The organism is Methylobacterium sp. PvR107, from assembly GCF_017833295.1.
Classification (GTDB): domain Bacteria; phylum Pseudomonadota; class Alphaproteobacteria; order Rhizobiales; family Beijerinckiaceae; genus Methylobacterium.
Genome location: NZ_JAFIBW010000001.1, coordinates 4,836,643 through 4,851,686, shown reverse-complemented (window position 1 = coordinate 4,851,686; position 15,044 = coordinate 4,836,643). Strand labels below are relative to the sequence as shown.

Sequence of the window (15,044 nt, the reverse complement as noted above, 5' to 3'; positions counted from 1 at the left end):
TCCTCAGGCGCTCAACCTCTGTTGCAGGAGAGATACAATCGCGAAACATGAGGGTGCGAGTTGGCGGCGCTGCCGTGCAACCGCCGCGGCACGACACGCGTCTGCTGTCTGATGCCCCCTACAGCCAAAAGACCGCTCTGGATCGTCCCGCTGACGGTCGCCACCGCGCTGTTCATGGAGAACACCGACTCGACGGTGATCGCCACCGCGTTGCCCAGCATCGCGGCGAGCCTGCACGAGGATCCGATCGCGCTGAAGCTCGCCCTGACCTCCTATCTGGTCAGCCTCGCGATCTTCATCCCGGTGAGCGGCTGGATGGCCGACCGCTACGGTTCGCGGACCGTGTTCCGCGCGGCCCTGGTGGTGTTCATGGCGGGATCGCTGGCCTGCGCGGCCGCGAACGGTCTGGCCTGGTTCGTGGCGGCGCGGTTCCTTCAGGGCATGGGGGGCGCGATGATGGTGCCGGTCGGGCGCCTCGTGGTGCTGCGCAGCGTGCCGAAGTCGCAGCTCGTCACCGCGCTGGCCTATCTGACCTTTCCGGCGCTGGTCGGCCCGGTTCTCGGGCCGCCGGTCGGCGGCCTGATCACCACATGGTTCGACTGGCGGTGGATCTTCTTCATCAACCTGCCGATCGGCTGCGCGGGGATCGTGCTGGCAAGCCTGTATTTCGAGGATATCCGCGAGCCGGAGCGGCCGCCCCTCGACCTGCTCGGCTTCGTGCTGCTCGGCGCCGGACTCGCCGCGCTGATGCTCGGCCTCGCGTCGCTGGGCCGCCACCTCCTGCCGTCCGCGGTCTCTTGGGGCTGCCTCGCCGCGGGGGCGGTCCTGCTGCCGGTCTACGTCGCGCATGCGAGGCGGGTCGCCCACCCGATCGTCCGGCTCGACCTGATCCGGCGCCCGACCTTCCGGGTCGCCGTCATCGGCGGCAGCCTGTTCCGGATCGGCACCGGGGCGATCCCGTTCCTGCTTCCGCTGATGCTGCAGGTCGGCTTCGGCCTCGACGCCCTGCATTCCGGCCTGATCACCTTCGCGGCGGCCGCCGGCGCCATGTTCGTGAAGACTCTGGCACCCAAGATCCTCCGCCGCACCGGGTTCCGGACCCTGATGGTGTGGAACGCGGCGCTGGCCTCTGTCTTCCTGGCGGTCAACGGGCTCTACACCGCCGAGACGCCCCACTGGATCATGCTGGCCCTGCTGTTCGTCGGCGGCTGCTCGCGCTCGGTTCAGTTCACCTGCGTCAACGCCATCGCGTATGCCGATCTCGAATCCCGTGAGATGAGCGCGGCCACGAGTTTCGCGAGCGTCTGCCAGCAGCTCTCGCTGAGCCTCGGCGTCACCCTCGGCGCGCTGGCCCTGGAGGGGACGGCCGCGTGGCACGGGCGGACGCAGATCGAGGCCGGCGATTTCGGGCCGGCATTCGTCGCCGTGGCGATGATCTCGGCGGCCTCCGTCCTAGGCTTCCGGCAGCTGTCGCCGGATGCCGGGGCCGAGGTCTCCGGCCGGAAGTCGGTCGCGGCGACGCCGCCGGCCGCCGAGATGACGCCGCGGCACGGCTGATCAGGCCGCGGCCCGGGCGGGCTGCCGACCGGTCGTGCGCTTGCCCCCGCCGCGCGTCGCGGCGCTCTTCGCCGGATTCTTGGCGGCGCCCGTGGCGCTCGGCGACGGAGCGGCCATCGTGCCCGCGCGCCAGCCCTGCCAGCTCCAGGCGCCCGGTCCGGTGAGGGCGTACATCAGGAAGCCGCCCGCGAGGCCGAGATCGGCCAGCATCAGCGTGCGCTCGGCGATCGCCGTCGGGCCGATGTAGCGCCAGAAATCGTGGATCACGAAAGCCGTCGCGGTCGCGAAAGCCGCGAGGGCAAGCCCGGTCAGGCGCGGCAGCACGCCGAGGACCAGCGCCAGCGGCCCGAAGACCTGAACCACCACAGCCGCGGTGGCGACAGCGTTCGGAAACGGCATGCCGTTGCCGGCGAGGGTCAGCGCGAAGCCCGAGACGTTGAGGGCCCGGGCAATCCCGGTGGGCAGCAGCGCTGCGGCGAGCAGCAGACGCGCAGCGAGGAGGGTTCCGTCCTGGGCGCGTGCGATCATGGGCGGGTCCGGTCAGCTGAAATCAGGTCCGGAGCTTGACGGTCCTCCGCTAAAGACCGCGTTAAGCCGGACGCGTCAGCCGCCGACGCCGCCGCGGAACAAGCGGCCCCTTTCCGTCCAGACCACCACCAGCAGCGCCAGGATACCCAGGCTCGCGTAACCGATCCCGACCGGCAGCACGGTGCCATCGAAGGCCTGACCGATCAGAAAGCCGCAGAACGCGCCCAGGATCGTGGTGTAGAAGCCGAGGAACGACGCGGCGGTACCGGCAATGGCGCCGAGCGGCTCCAGCGCCAGCGCGTTGAAATTCGGCATCGCGAAGCTCATCAGGAACTGGTTCAGCGCCAGGAGTGCCAGGAACAGGACCAGCGGCGGACGGCCCTGATAGGCGAAGCCGACGCCGACCTGCACCAACGCGACCAGGGTGAAGGCGATGACGCCGCCGTGGGACATCGCCCGCATCCCGACCCGCCGGACAACGCGCGCGTTGATCAGCGTCGCCGCGCCCATGGCGCCGGCCACCAGCCCGAAGGCCAGGGGGAAGAGCGGGCCGAGATGGTACAGGCCGGTGTCGAACACCTGCTGAGCCGAGCCGACGTAGCCCATGATGCAGCCGGTCATCAGGCCGAGCGCGGTGGTGTAGCCGATCGCGACGCGCGTCCTGAGCGTCAGGCGGATCGCCTCCCAGGTCGCCGCCGGCGAGAGCGGCCGCCGGTATTCCGGGTGCAGCGTCTCCGGCATGCGCAGGGAGAACCAGAGGGTCAGCCAGAAGGCCAGGACCAGCATCGAGACGAAGACGTAGATCCAGGAGCCCAGCGCCAGCATCAGGCCGCCGATCGCCGGCGCGATCATCGGCACGATCAGGAACACCATCATGGTGAGCGACATGACGCTCGCCATCTCGCGGCCGGAGAAACGGTCACGCACGATCGCTACCGACAGCACGCGCCCGCCGGCCGCGCCGATGCCCTGAATGATCCGCGCGGCGAGCAGCCAGCCGAAGCTCGGCGCCACCATGGCGAGGCCGCAGCCGACCACGTAGATGGCGAGGCTCGCGAGAAGGACCGGTCGTCGCCCGAGCGCGTCGGAGACCGGCCCGTAGACGATCTGCGCGAATCCGAAGCCGATCATGTAGACGTAGACGAGAAGCTGCAGCCGGTTCGGATCCGGAACGCCGAACCGCGTCTCGATGGCCGGGAAGGCTGGGAGCAGGTTGTCGATCGAGATCGCCGTCACCGCCATCATCAGCGCGATGATGGCGACGAACTCGGCGAAGCCAGGCCCCGACCAGGGGCGCGGGGCACGAACGTCCTGGACCGGCGGCACGGGCCGGATCGCGATGGTCAAAGCGGGCACTCGAATGGTGAGGAAGGCGGCCGATCAGGGCTCGTCCTTCGCGGCACACTTGTGACAATCGCGCCCGCCCGGCGCAGTTCAGGCCGGCAGCGGACGCAGCACGGGCTCGGCTGGCTTGCGGCCGACGAAGGCCGCCATGAGCGCCGCGACAAGGCAGAGCAGGCCCGCCGACACGAAGGCGCCGAGATACGTCCCCGTGTCGGTCCGCACCATGCCGGCGAGCCACGCCGCCGAGGCGGCGCCGATCTGATGGGCGGCTGCGATCCAGCCGAACATCAGCGCGGCGTTCTCCTCGCCGAAGGACTTGCCCGCGAGCTGGACGGTGGGCGGCACGGTAGCGATCCAGTCGAGCCCGTAGAAGACCGCGAACAGCGACAGGCCGTAGAAGCTGTAGTCGAAGGAATAGGGCAGGAAGATCAGCGACAGGCCGCGCAGGCCGTAATACCAAGCCAGGAGCTTGCGCGAGTCGAACCGGTCCGTGAGCCATCCCGACGCCGTGGTGCCGATCAGGTCGCAGATCCCCATCAGCGCGAGGAGACCCGCCGCGGTCACCTCGGCGATGCCGTGATCGATGCAGGCGGGGATGAGGTGCGTGCCGATCAGGCCGTTGGTCGAGGCTCCACAGATGAAGAACGTGCCGGCGAGCAGCCAAAAATCCCGGGATTGCAGCCCGATGCGCAGGCCGCGCAGCGCGCGACGCGCCGGGTTCTCCGTCAGGACCGGCGTCGGCGTGATCGCGTCCTCCCCGTAACGGGGCAGCCCGAGATCGGCCGGACGATCGCGCAGCAGCAAGGCGGCGAGCGGGATCAGCGCCAGCGTCGCGGCCGCCACCACGAGCGAAACCGAACGCCAGCCCTGCCCGACCGCCAGGGAGGCCAGCATCGGCAGGAAGACGAGCTGACCTGTGGCGCTGCTCGCCGTCAGCATGCCGAGCACCAGCCCGCGCCGCTTGGCGAACCAGCGCCCCGCTACGGTGGCGCCGAGGACGTTCGCGACCATGCCCGAGCCCGAGCCGACCACGATCCCCCAGAGCAGGACCATCTGCCAGGGCGCGGTCATCAGGCTGGTGGCCGCGGTGCCGATTGCCAGGATCAGGAGCGCGATGCAGACCGAGCGGCGCAGGCCGAACCGCTCGATGATCGCCACCGCGAAGGGGCCGATCATCCCGTACAGGAAGATGTTGAGCGCGATCCCGACCCCGATCGTCGCCGCCGTCCAGCCGAACTCACGCTCCCACGGTACGATCAGCACGCTCGGCGTGGCCCGGACCCCGGCCCCGACGAGGAGAACCAGGAACGTCACCGCGGCCATGATCCAGGCGTAGTGGAGGCGCGGCGCGGGACGCGTCTCTGAGAGAGCGGGCATGATCGGGCTCCGGTTGAAACGGCTGCTGCAGGTCGGTCAGGCTGCGGAAATCAGGGCATCGGTCAGGGCCGCGACCGCACCGGGCTCCACTTGGGCGTTGATGCGGGCCTGCGCGTCCCGCCAAAACGGCAGCGCCGCCGCGATGGCTTCGCGCCCGGTCTCGGTCAGCGTCACCACGCGCTCGCGGGCATCCTCCGCACCGGCCGCGATCTGCACCAGCCCGCGCCGTTCCAGCGGATCGAGATTGCGTCCCATCGTGGTGCGCTCGAGGGCGGCCTCCGTGGCGAGCCGCGTCACGGGGCTCGGTCCCAACCGCTCCAGCAGGCGGAGAATCGCGAATTGCGTCACCCGAAGCCCCGACGGGCGTAGGGCCGCATCGTAGGCCGTCGTCACGGCGCGAGTCGCCCGCCGCAGCGCGGAACAGGTGCAGGGCTCGACCGGGGGGTCGTTTGTCATGATGCGTGTATATGCACGTTTTATTCGGAAGACAATCGGGGCCTGACGGTTCGCACCGATCGACACCAACGGGGCGCCAAACGGGTGGGGAGTGTCATCGACACCTCGGATCACCCTGCTATCGCTTAGGCGAGTGACCCGGTTCGGGAGAAGCGCGATGACACTCGAGACCGCGACGGCGTTGTCCTCATCGGAGCAGAAGTCGGCCCGCACGGGGCTGATCGAGGCGGCTGCCGACATCGTCACCGAGCAGGGCGGACCGGGCGGGTTCGTGCGCGACCTGTTCGGCCGTGTGACGCCCGAGGATCTGGCGCCCTACCCCGCCGACTCCCTGGCCGATCTGGCCGGGCGGGCCCGCGCCTTCCTGGCCGAGCCACGGCGGCCGCAAGATCCCGCCCGGATGCGCCTCGTTGACGCCGAACTGCCGCGGGCCGGCCGGCGTCACGAAATGACGATTCTCGAAGTCATCAACGACAACCGCCCGTTCCTGCTCGATTCGACCCTCGCGGAGCTGACCGAGCAGGGACTTTCTCCCCACCTCGTCGCCCATCCGATCCTCGGCGTCGACCGCGATGCGGGCGGGTCCCTGATCCGCGTGGTCGGCGAGACGACGGCGGACGCGAACGGCAGCCTCGCGCGGGAGAGCTTCCTCCACATCCACCTCGACCGCCTGGACGCGGAGGCCGGCGACCGGCTGCTGGACGCCCTCGCCCAAGTCTACCGGGATGTCGCCCTGGCGGCCGCCGACCACGACGCCATGCTGGCGCGCCTGTCCGAACTCGCGACGAATCTCGGCGCGGCGCCCACCCCGATGCCGCAGGAGGAGACCGCCGAGGCGCGCGCCTTCCTCGCCTGGCTGAGCGACGGCCAGTTCCTGATCCTCGGGATGCAGCAGCACGGCATCGACGGCGAGGCCCATCCCCTGATCGAGGGGTCGAGCCTCGGCGTGTTGCGCGATCCGGGCGCCACGCCCCTGCGCCGCGGCCGGACGCCGGTCGACTACACGCCCGAGATCCTGGCCTTCCTCGAGGAACCGCAGCCGCTAATCATCACGAAGGCGAGCGTGCGCTCCCGCGTCCACCGGTCGGCCTATCTCGACTATATCGGCGTCAAGCTGTTCTCCGGCCTCGGCAAGCTCTCGGGCGAGATGCGGATCGTCGGGCTGTTCACCGCCTCCGCCTATACGAGCCCGACCCGGGAGGTGCCGATCCTGCGCCGGAAGGTGGACTCGGTTGTCCAGCGCGCGGGCCTCGATCCGACGAGCCATGCCGGGCGAAGCCTGCTGGCGGTCCTCGAGAGTTACCCGCGCGACGAGCTGTTCCAGATCGACGTCGAGCGGCTGTACCGGTTCACCCTGGCCATCGCCAACCTCGCCGACCGGCCGCGAATCCGGGTGCTGTCGCGTCCGGACCGGTTCGGCCGCTTCGTCTCGCTCCTCGTCTACGTCCCGAAGGACCGGTACGACTCGACAATCCGGCAACGGATCGGCGGCTACCTCGCAGAGGCCTATGGCGGGCGGCTCAGCGTCGCCTATCCGGACTACCCGGAGGGCCCGCTCGCCCGCATCCACTACATCATCGGCCTGCCCGACCAGGGCGCGCCGGAGCAGGACCCGGCCGCCCTCGAAGCCGGTATCGGAGATTTGGTCCGGACCTGGGGCGACGCGTTGCGGGCGGCCCTCGCCGACGCGCAGGGCGGTGACCGCGCGCGGATCCTGTCCGCGCGCTACGGTGATGCGTTCTCCGCCGCCTATCGCGACAATTTCCAGCCCGAGGTCGCGGTCGCCGACGTGGCCATCCTCGAAGGTCTCGGCGGGGCTCAGCCGCGCGCCGTGCATCTCGGCCGCCGCCCCTCCGATCCGGCCGCGCAGGTCCGCCTGAAGGTGTTTTCCCGCGGCACCGCCATCGCCCTGTCCGACCGCGTTCCGGCCCTGGAGAATCTCGGCTTCCGCGTCATCAACGAGCGGACCTACCGGGTCATGCCCACCGGCGCCGACGAGGCCGAGCGCGTCTGGCTGCACGACATGCTGATCGAGCGCGCCACCGGCGCGGCGATCGACCTCGCGGCGCTGGAGCAGCCGCTCGAAGCCGCCATGCTCGCCATCGCGGACGATCTGGCGGAATCCGACGGCTACAACCGGCTCGTCCTCGAAGCCGCCCTGCCCTGGCGCGAGGCCGCTCTGCTCCGGGCGCTCGGGCGCTACCTGCGCCAGCTGCGCATCCGCTACGGACAGGATTACCTCGCCGGCACGCTGAGCCGGCATTCCGGGATCGCCCGGGCGATCGTCGCGCTGTTCCGCACCCGGTTCGACCCAGCCCTGACGGGGGATCGCGACGCCCGGCAGGCGGAGGTCCGCGCCGGCATCGAGGCGGCGCTCGCCGACGTGACCAGTCTCGACGACGACCGGATCCTGCGCCGGTTCGTCAACCTCGTCGAGGCGGCCGTCCGGACCAACTTCTTCCAGAGCGGCCCGGACGGAAAGCCCCGGGAGACGATCAGCTTCAAGTTCGCCTGCTCCAGGGTCACGGCGATGCCGCTGCCGCGGCCGCTCTTCGAGATTTTCGTCTACGCGCCCCGCGTCGAGGGCGTGCATCTGCGCTTCGGCTACGTGGCCCGCGGCGGCCTGCGCTGGTCGGACCGGCCGGAGGATTTCCGCACCGAGATCCTGGGCCTGGTGAAGGCCCAGCAGGTGAAGAACGCCGTGATCGTGCCCGTAGGCGCCAAGGGCGGCTTCTTCCCGAAGCGCCTGCCGCCGGCCTCGGACCGCGCCGCCTGGATGCAGGAGGGGACCGAAAGCTACCGGATCTTCATCCGAACGCTGCTGGAGCTCACCGACAATATCGTCGACGACGCCATCGTGCCGCCGCCCGACACGGTGCGGCACGATCCCGACGATGCTTATCTGGTGGTCGCGGCCGACAAGGGGACCGCGACCTTCTCGGACATCGCCAATGCCCTCTCGCTGGAGAAGGGGCACTGGCTGGGCGATGCCTTCGCTTCCGGCGGCAGCCAGGGCTACGACCACAAGGGCATGGGCATCACCGCCCGTGGCGCTTGGGAGGCGGTGCGCCGCCATTTCCGCGAGATCGACGTCGACGTGCAGACGGATCCGATCGTCACGGTCGGCGTCGGCGACATGTCGGGCGACGTGTTCGGCAACGGCATGCTGCTGTCCGAGAGCATCCGGCTGATCGCGGCGTTCGACCACCGGGATATCTTCCTCGATCCCAACCCGGACGCGGCGGCGAGCTTCGTCGAGCGGCGGCGGCTGTTCGATCTCGGGCGCTCCTCCTGGGCCGATTACGATCGGAGCCTGATCTCGGAAGGCGGCGGCGTGTTTCCGCGCAGCCTGAAGACCATCCCCCTCTCGGAACCGGTGCGCGCCGCCCTCGGGTTCGACCGAGCCGAGGCAACGCCCACCGAACTGATGCAGGCGATCCTGAAAGCGCCGGCCGACCTGCTCTGGTTCGGCGGCATCGGAACCTACGTCCGCGCCACCGCGGAGACCGACGAGGATGCCGGCGATCGCGCCAACGATGCCGTGCGCATCACCGGGCCGGAGCTGCGCGCCAAGGTTGTCGGCGAGGGCGCCAATCTCGGCCTGACCCAGCGCGGGCGGATCGAGGCGGCGCGCGCGGGCGTCCGGCTCAACACCGACGCGATCGACAACTCCGCCGGGGTCAACACCTCGGACGTCGAGGTGAACATCAAGATCGCGCTCATGACTCCGGAGCGGGACGGTCGTCTGAGCTACGAGGCGCGCAACGCCCTGCTGGCCGCCATGACCGATGAGGTCGGGCACCTCGTCCTGCGCAACAACGAATTACAGACCCTCGCCCTGTCCCTCGCCCAGCGCGGCGGCCTCGACGAGACCGGCTTCGCCATGCGGACCATGCAGGCGCTGGAGGGCGAGGGTCGGCTGGATCGCGCGGTGGAATTCCTGCCCGACGATGCCGCGCTCACCGAACGGATGCGCCGAAACGAGGGGCTGACCCGGCCGGAATACGCCGTACTCCTGGCCTACGCCAAGCTGGCGTTGCACGACGCGATCCTCGACAGCGCCGTGCCGAACGACCCGTATTTCGACCGCGAGCTCCAGCGCTACTTCCCCAAGGCGCTGCGCGAGCAATTCCCGGATTCGGTGAAGGCGCACCGCCTGCGGCGCGAGATCATCGCCACCGCGCTGGCCAACATCATCGTCAACCGCGGCGGACCCTCCCTGATCACCCGCCTCGTCGACGGGACCGGCGCCGATGCCGCGACCATCGCCAAGGCTTATGCGGTGACGCGCGACGCCTTCGGGCTGATGGAGTTGAACCTCGCCATCGACAGCCTCGCCGGACGCATCTCCGGCCAGGGTCAGCTCGGTCTGTACGCGGAGGTTCAGGGCCTGCTGCTCAACCGGATCGTCTGGTTCATCCGCAACCTCGACCTCAGCGGTGGCATCGCCCCGGTGGTAGACCGCTACCGCGATGGCATCGCCGCCGTGGAGTCGGCACTGCCGAAGGTTCTCGGAGAGGAAGCGCTCGCGGTCGTCGGCACCCGCGAGGCCGAGCTTGCCGGGCTCGGCATGGCGCCGGCTCAGGCCCGGCGCCTCGCGTCGCTGAGCGCCCTGATCTCTGCCCCCGACATCGTCCGGGTCGCCGAGGCGAGCGGGCGGCCGGTGGAGGCGGTGGCGGCGACGCACTTCGCGCTGGAGCACGCCTTCCGGCTGGACGACCTCGCGGCCGCGGCGCGGACCGTGCCGGTCGCCGACACGTTCGACCGTGTTGCGCTGGAGCGTGCGGTCGCCGGGATCGGGGCGGCGCATCGCAAGCTGACGGCCGAAGTCGTGACCGATCTGGGCGCCGGTCCGGACGCTGTCGAGGCCTGGGCGAAGGCCAGGGGTGCGCCGCTGGCGCGCATCCGCCAGGCGGTGGATGCCATCGGCGATTCGAGCCTCACGGTCTCGAAGGTCACCGTGGCGGCGAGCCTTCTCGGTGATCTCGTCCGAACCGATTAGAGGCGGCCCATGCGGGCTTCGATACGCCCGGCGGGCGGTCCCGCGATCACGCTCCCGGCGCGGCCGGCGCGAGCATGCGCCGGCCGCTCCGGCTGACAGCCGTGAGCACCAGACCGAGGCCGATCAGCGAGACGGCCGCGGCGATCAAGGGAAGCTGGCCGTAGCCGGCCCCCAGCGTCAAAGCCGTACCGCCGATCCAGGCGCCCGTGGCGTTGCCGAGATTGAAGGCGCCCTGGTTCAGGGTCGAGGCCAGGTTGGGCGCGTCGGTCGCGGCCTCGACCACCCAGATCTGGAGCGGTGAGACCAGCGCGAAGACCAGCGCCGACCAGAGGACCAGCACCGCCAGCGTCAGGCCCGGATGGTGGGCGACCGCGGCGAGCAGAAGCAGCGCCGCGACGATCCCCACGAAACTTCCGATGATCGTCGCCATCTGCCCGCGATCGGCAAACAGACCGCCGGCGAGGTTTCCGATCGTCAGGCCCATGCCGGCGGCGAACAGCACGCCGGTCACACCTTGCGGCGAGTACCCGCTCACGCCGGTCAGGAACGGCGTGATGTAGGTGAACACGGTGAAGAAGCTCACCGAGGACAGGGTCGAGATCAGCATCGGTCGCAGCACCGGCCAGCGGCCGAGCGCGCGGAACTCGCTCATGAGGCGGCCGCGCGTCCCCGGGAGCCCGGATGGTACGCAGAGCTGGATCGCGAGGCCGGCCGCCAGGCCGATCGCCACCACCGCCCAGAACGTTGCCCGCCACCCGACGGCCTGTCCGAGGGCGGTGCCGAGGGGTACACCGAGCACGTTGGCGAGCGTGAGCCCCGCGAACATCAGCGAGACCGCCTGTGTGCGCTTCGTTCGAGGCACCAGATCCCGGGCGACCACGGCGCCGATGCCGAAGAACGCCCCGTGCGCGAAGGCCGTGAGAATGCGTGCCGCCATGAGCAGGCCGTAGCTGGGGGCCAGGGCGCAGCCGAGATTTCCGATCAGGAAGACGCCCATGAGGGCGAGCAGCGCCGCCTTGCGCGGCAGGCCCGCGGTCGCGATCGCCACGATCGGTGCGCCGATCACGACGCCCATGGCGTAGCCCGAAACCAGGTAGCCGGCTTGCGGGATCGTGACGCCGAAACTCTGCGCCACCTCCGGCAGCAGTCCCATGATGACGAATTCGGTGGTGCCAATGCCGAACGAGGCGACGGCAAGAGCCAGGATCGGCAGTGGCGGCACGCGGTCGCTCTCCAGCGCAGGACCTTCGCGCGATTGTGCGAAGCAACATGCGTAGGATGGCAGCCGAGGGTCGCCTGCCTAGCCGAGAGGACGCGGCGCACGGTTGCAAGACGCGCAAGCGCCAACTCGCGCCAAGCTCGCGGGCGACTCTGGGTTGGGCAGCCCGTCCCCGCCCAGAGCTCGGGCAGCTGCGAGGCGCCGCGACGGTGAGCGGGGGACCCTACTCCGCGGGTGCCTTCCGCCGTGCCCGCGGCTTCCGCGCTGCCGCCGCCGGCACCTCTGCGGGCGCCGATGGCGCGCCGCGGTGCTTGCGGCGCTGTTGACCGAGCCCCAGGGCGCGGGCGAGCTCGGACCGTTGGGCCGAGTAGCTCGCCGCGGTCATCGGGTAGTCGCGCGGCAGACCCCATTTCTCGCGATAGGCTTCGGGCGAGAGCCCACGCAACGTCAGGTGCCGACGCAGGGTCTTGTACGGTTTGCCGTCCTCGAAGCTGACGATGTGATCGTGCGTGATCGACTTTCGAATCTGAGCCGGACTCAGCTTTTCGACCGCCGACTTCGACGTCCGTCCCGCAGTAGAGAGACTGTCTAGAGCGGCGTGGATCACGCCGATCAGGCCCGCCAGCTCCGACGACGGCACCGAATTGTTCGACACATAGGCCGCGATGATATCCACCGCGAGCTCAACATGCTCAGCGTGTCCGCCTTCTGCATTTTCACTCACGGCCCACCTCTGTCTTTGTAATGATTCGGACCGATCAATCCCTCGCGGATGCGATCGAATTCTCAAAGACAGTATCTGATTGTAGAACAAATCTCAATCGGTTCTGTCGTGACGACGGTAGGTGGTCCGGCAGACTGCAAGTGCCCACAGCCTCGGCCGTTGACGCTGCATTAACCATGAGTCCGCTAGCCTTCATTAACCATACCGATGACCTGTTTGGCTTCGGCGTGACCAGTGGATCCCAGCGATCGGTGCTCGGGACTTTGGCGGGGACCGTGATCAGGTGCGGACGGCTGGGGCTGACCGGCGGGAACGACAGGAGATGCGGCTCGCTGTCGCGGTGTTGGCGCTCGCATGCGCGGCCTCGTCGGCGCATGCCCAGCGATTCGACGCGACGAGTCCCGTCACAGGGCAGCCCGACAACCCGGGGGTCGGCCAGGACACCGCGCCGAACGGCTTGCCCGCGCTGCGGCGGCGGATCCCGGACGGTCTCTCGCGCGACGACGGCCGCGGTTCTCCGGGCGGCGACGCGACAAGCGGCGACCAGACCGGCGGCGACAGCCTGAGTTCGCCTCCGACGATCCCGACGCAGACGCAGGGGCAGCCGGGCGTTTCGCAGCTCAACACACGCATCACCAGCGGCGGTCAGCGGACCGGTGGAAGCGGCACGACCCCGAGCAATCTGGCTCCCTCGAATCTTCTCCGGACCCGGGCGGCGCCGCCGCGGCGGATCGGATCGGCGACCCGCAGGATCACCCAGGAAGTCACCCAGGTCCCGAGCCCGGCCTTACGGCTGACACCGATCATTCAGCAGCCCGTGGTCGGGGTTCCCCTGCCGCCGGCTACGGCGCCCGTCCGGACGATCCTTCCGCTCCTGGCGATCTCACCGGCCCTCGGCCTTCTGACGCCGGGCTTCATTCTCGGCACCGACTTGGCGCGCGCGATCCCGACGGATCCCGCCTACGCGCCGATCGGCTACCAGTTCGGAAGCTTCACCGTGCTGCCGACCTTCGGGCAGAGCCTCGGCTACGATTCGAACCCGGACCAGACGACCCGGCAATTCGCCAAGGGCTCGGTGGCGCTTCGCACCGACGCCTCCCTCGATTTCCAGAGCAACTGGTCCTCGAGTTCGTTCCAGGGCTCCTTGCGCGGCTCATACCTCGAGACGCCCCAGAACGAGGCCGCGAGCCGCCCGGCTGCCGACGGGGTCGTGCGCCTGCGGATCGACGCCAACCGGGACCTGCACATCGACGCCGAGGGACGGTTCCTCGTCGATACGCAGCGGACGGGAAACCCCAACCTGCTGGCCGCGACCGGCAATGTTCCGGTCGCGACCGCGACCAGCCGACCGCTGCTTGCCGTCTACGGCGCGTCGCTCGGGGCGACCGAGACCTTCAATCGACTGTCGGTCACGCTGCGCGGCTCGGTCGACCGGTCGGAATTCGACAATGCCCGCCTCTCGGACGGGACAATCGTCAACCAGTCGGACCGAAACCTGAATCAGTACAGCCTGCAGCTTCGTACCGCCTACGAAGTCAATCCGGATTTCAGCCCGTTCGTCGATGTCACCGGCGATACGCGAGTCTACGATCTCCGCCGCGATACGACTGGCGTCCAGCGGGATTCCGACGGAATTTCGCTCGCGGTTGGCGCAAGCTTCGGGCTTGCCCGTTCCCTGACGGGCGAGATCTCGGCCGGGATCCAGCATCGGACCTACGTCGATCCGACCCTGCGCGACATCAACGCGCCGCTGATCAACGCCGCCCTGGTCTGGTCGGCGAGCCCGCTCACGACGGTCCGGCTGACCGCCGCGACCGGTGTCACCGAAACGACGATCCCGGGCTCCAGCGGCATCTTCACCGATGTCGCGACGCTGGAGGTCCAACATGACCTGCTGCGCAACCTGTCGCTCGTGGTCGGCGGCTCGTTCCTGCAAAACGTTTATCAAAACAGCACGATCCGGGAGAACGGCTTCTCCGCGACCGCGCGGCTCGACTATCATTTCACGCGGTGGCTGACGCTGCGGGGCACCTACATCTACCAGCAGATCAACAGTACGCAGGCAGGTTCGAGCTTCCGGGACAACACGTTTCTGCTGGGATTGCGGGTCAACCCGTAAGCCGGATCAGAACCGCTCCACCCAGGGGCGCAGCTCGAGCTCCGACGTCCAGGCGCTTCGATCCTGGCGCAGCAGGTCGCGGTAGCAGCGCGCGATGGCATCCGGATCGAGGTGGCTGTCGGGTGCGTCTGCAGGCGCGCCGCGGTCAGGGTTCCGGATCGCGCCGTCGATGACGATGTGGGCGACGTGGATGCCCTGTGGTTGCAATTCGCGGGCAAGGCTTTGTCCCAGCCCCCGCAGGCCGAATTTGCCCATGGCGAACGGTGCCGATCCCGCGAACCCCTTCACGCTGGCCGACGCGCCGGTCAGGAGAATCGCTCCGTGGCGGTGCGGCAGCATGCGGCGCGCCGCGGCCTGCGCCACCAGGAAGCCGCCATAGGCGGACACCATCAGCGACCGGGCGACCGCCTCCGGATCCAGATCCACGATGGAGCCGCGCAGCCGTCCGCTGGCATTGTAGATCACGACGTCCGGAGCGCCCCCGAGGGCGGGCTCCAGCCGCGCGAACAGGGCCTCGACCTCGGCGGGCCGGCTCGCGTCGCAGGCATGCACGGCCGCACCGGTCTCGGCAGCCAGGGCCGCGAGCTTCTCGACGTTCCGGGCCGCGAGACCGATCTTGAGGCCGTCCGCCGCCAGGAGCCTGGCGAGCGAGGCACTCAGGCCGGAACCCGCGCCGACGATCAGGGCACGCGCATAGGTCGGAATCATCGGGCTGGCC

10 protein-coding genes are annotated in these 15,044 nt (G+C 69.5%); 3 read left to right on the top strand and 7 right to left on the bottom strand.

Annotated features, from left to right (window positions below; translation table 11 throughout):
• The first annotated feature begins 111 nt into the window (after positions 1 to 111).
• The gene (locus JOE48_RS22890) at positions 112 to 1,557 is read left to right on the top strand and encodes an MFS transporter (RefSeq protein WP_210033104.1); all 1,446 of its coding nucleotides are present in this window, start codon (positions 112 to 114) and stop codon (positions 1,555 to 1,557) included.
• Here the strand turns inward: JOE48_RS22890 and JOE48_RS22885 are convergent, their stop codons facing one another.
• From JOE48_RS22885 to JOE48_RS22870, 4 genes are all read right to left on the bottom strand, one after another.
• On the bottom strand, positions 1,558 to 2,085 hold the full coding sequence (locus JOE48_RS22885; protein WP_210033103.1) for a DoxX family protein: 528 nt from the start codon (positions 2,083 to 2,085) through the stop codon (positions 1,558 to 1,560).
• A 75-nt stretch (positions 2,086 to 2,160) separates the two neighbouring features.
• On the bottom strand, positions 2,161 to 3,327 hold the full coding sequence (locus JOE48_RS22880) for a multidrug effflux MFS transporter (protein WP_245253462.1): 1,167 nt from the start codon (positions 3,325 to 3,327) through the stop codon (positions 2,161 to 2,163).
• 192 nt (positions 3,328 to 3,519) lie between these two features.
• Entirely contained in the window at positions 3,520 to 4,806 is a 1,287-nt protein-coding gene (locus JOE48_RS22875) for an MFS transporter (protein WP_210033101.1), read from the bottom strand.
• Positions 4,807 to 4,842: 36 nt separating this feature from the next.
• Positions 4,843 to 5,199, bottom strand: a complete 357-nt coding sequence (locus JOE48_RS22870; protein WP_312893351.1) for a MarR family winged helix-turn-helix transcriptional regulator — start codon at positions 5,197 to 5,199, stop codon at positions 4,843 to 4,845.
• A 220-nt stretch (positions 5,200 to 5,419) separates the two neighbouring features.
• On the opposite strand from JOE48_RS22870, the gene JOE48_RS22865 reads away from it, so the two are divergent.
• Entirely contained in the window at positions 5,420 to 10,264 is a 4,845-nt protein-coding gene (locus tag JOE48_RS22865; RefSeq protein ID WP_210033099.1) for an NAD-glutamate dehydrogenase, read from the top strand.
• Between the two features lie 46 nt (positions 10,265 to 10,310).
• On the opposite strand, the gene JOE48_RS22860 is transcribed toward JOE48_RS22865, so the two are convergent.
• Together JOE48_RS22860 and JOE48_RS22855 are read right to left on the bottom strand one after the other, a co-directional pair.
• The gene (locus tag JOE48_RS22860; protein ID WP_210033098.1) at positions 10,311 to 11,486 is read right to left on the bottom strand and encodes an MFS transporter; all 1,176 of its coding nucleotides are present in this window, start codon (positions 11,484 to 11,486) and stop codon (positions 10,311 to 10,313) included.
• 220 nt (positions 11,487 to 11,706) lie between these two features.
• Entirely contained in the window at positions 11,707 to 12,207 is a 501-nt protein-coding gene (locus tag JOE48_RS22855; RefSeq protein ID WP_210033097.1) for a MucR family transcriptional regulator, read from the bottom strand.
• A gap of 322 nt (positions 12,208 to 12,529) precedes the next feature.
• Between JOE48_RS22855 and JOE48_RS22850 the strand changes: the two genes are divergently transcribed.
• On the top strand, positions 12,530 to 14,326 hold the full coding sequence (locus JOE48_RS22850; protein WP_210033096.1) for an outer membrane beta-barrel protein: 1,797 nt from the start codon (positions 12,530 to 12,532) through the stop codon (positions 14,324 to 14,326).
• Between the two features lie 6 nt (positions 14,327 to 14,332).
• Here the strand turns inward: JOE48_RS22850 and JOE48_RS22845 are convergent, their stop codons facing one another.
• The gene (locus JOE48_RS22845) at positions 14,333 to 15,034 is read right to left on the bottom strand and encodes an SDR family NAD(P)-dependent oxidoreductase (protein WP_210033095.1); all 702 of its coding nucleotides are present in this window, start codon (positions 15,032 to 15,034) and stop codon (positions 14,333 to 14,335) included.
• Positions 15,035 to 15,044 lie beyond the last annotated feature (10 nt).

Excerpts from the sequence above, each read along its gene's own strand:
- JOE48_RS22885 (WP_210033103.1), bottom strand. The coding sequence starts at position 2,085 with ATGATCGCACGCGCCCAGGACGGAACCCTCCTCGCTGCGCGTCTGCTG.
- JOE48_RS22875 (WP_210033101.1), bottom strand. The coding sequence starts at position 4,806 with ATGCCCGCTCTCTCAGAGACGCGTCCCGCGCCGCGCCTCCACTACGCC.
- JOE48_RS22865 (WP_210033099.1), top strand. The coding sequence starts at position 5,420 with ATGACACTCGAGACCGCGACGGCGTTGTCCTCATCGGAGCAGAAGTCG.
- JOE48_RS22880 (WP_245253462.1), bottom strand. The coding sequence starts at position 3,327 with ATGGCGGTGACGGCGATCTCGATCGACAACCTGCTCCCAGCCTTCCCG.
- JOE48_RS22890 (WP_210033104.1), top strand. The coding sequence starts at position 112 with ATGCCCCCTACAGCCAAAAGACCGCTCTGGATCGTCCCGCTGACGGTC.
- JOE48_RS22850 (WP_210033096.1), top strand. The coding sequence starts at position 12,530 with ATGCGGCTCGCTGTCGCGGTGTTGGCGCTCGCATGCGCGGCCTCGTCG.
- JOE48_RS22845 (WP_210033095.1), bottom strand. The coding sequence starts at position 15,034 with ATGATTCCGACCTATGCGCGTGCCCTGATCGTCGGCGCGGGTTCCGGC.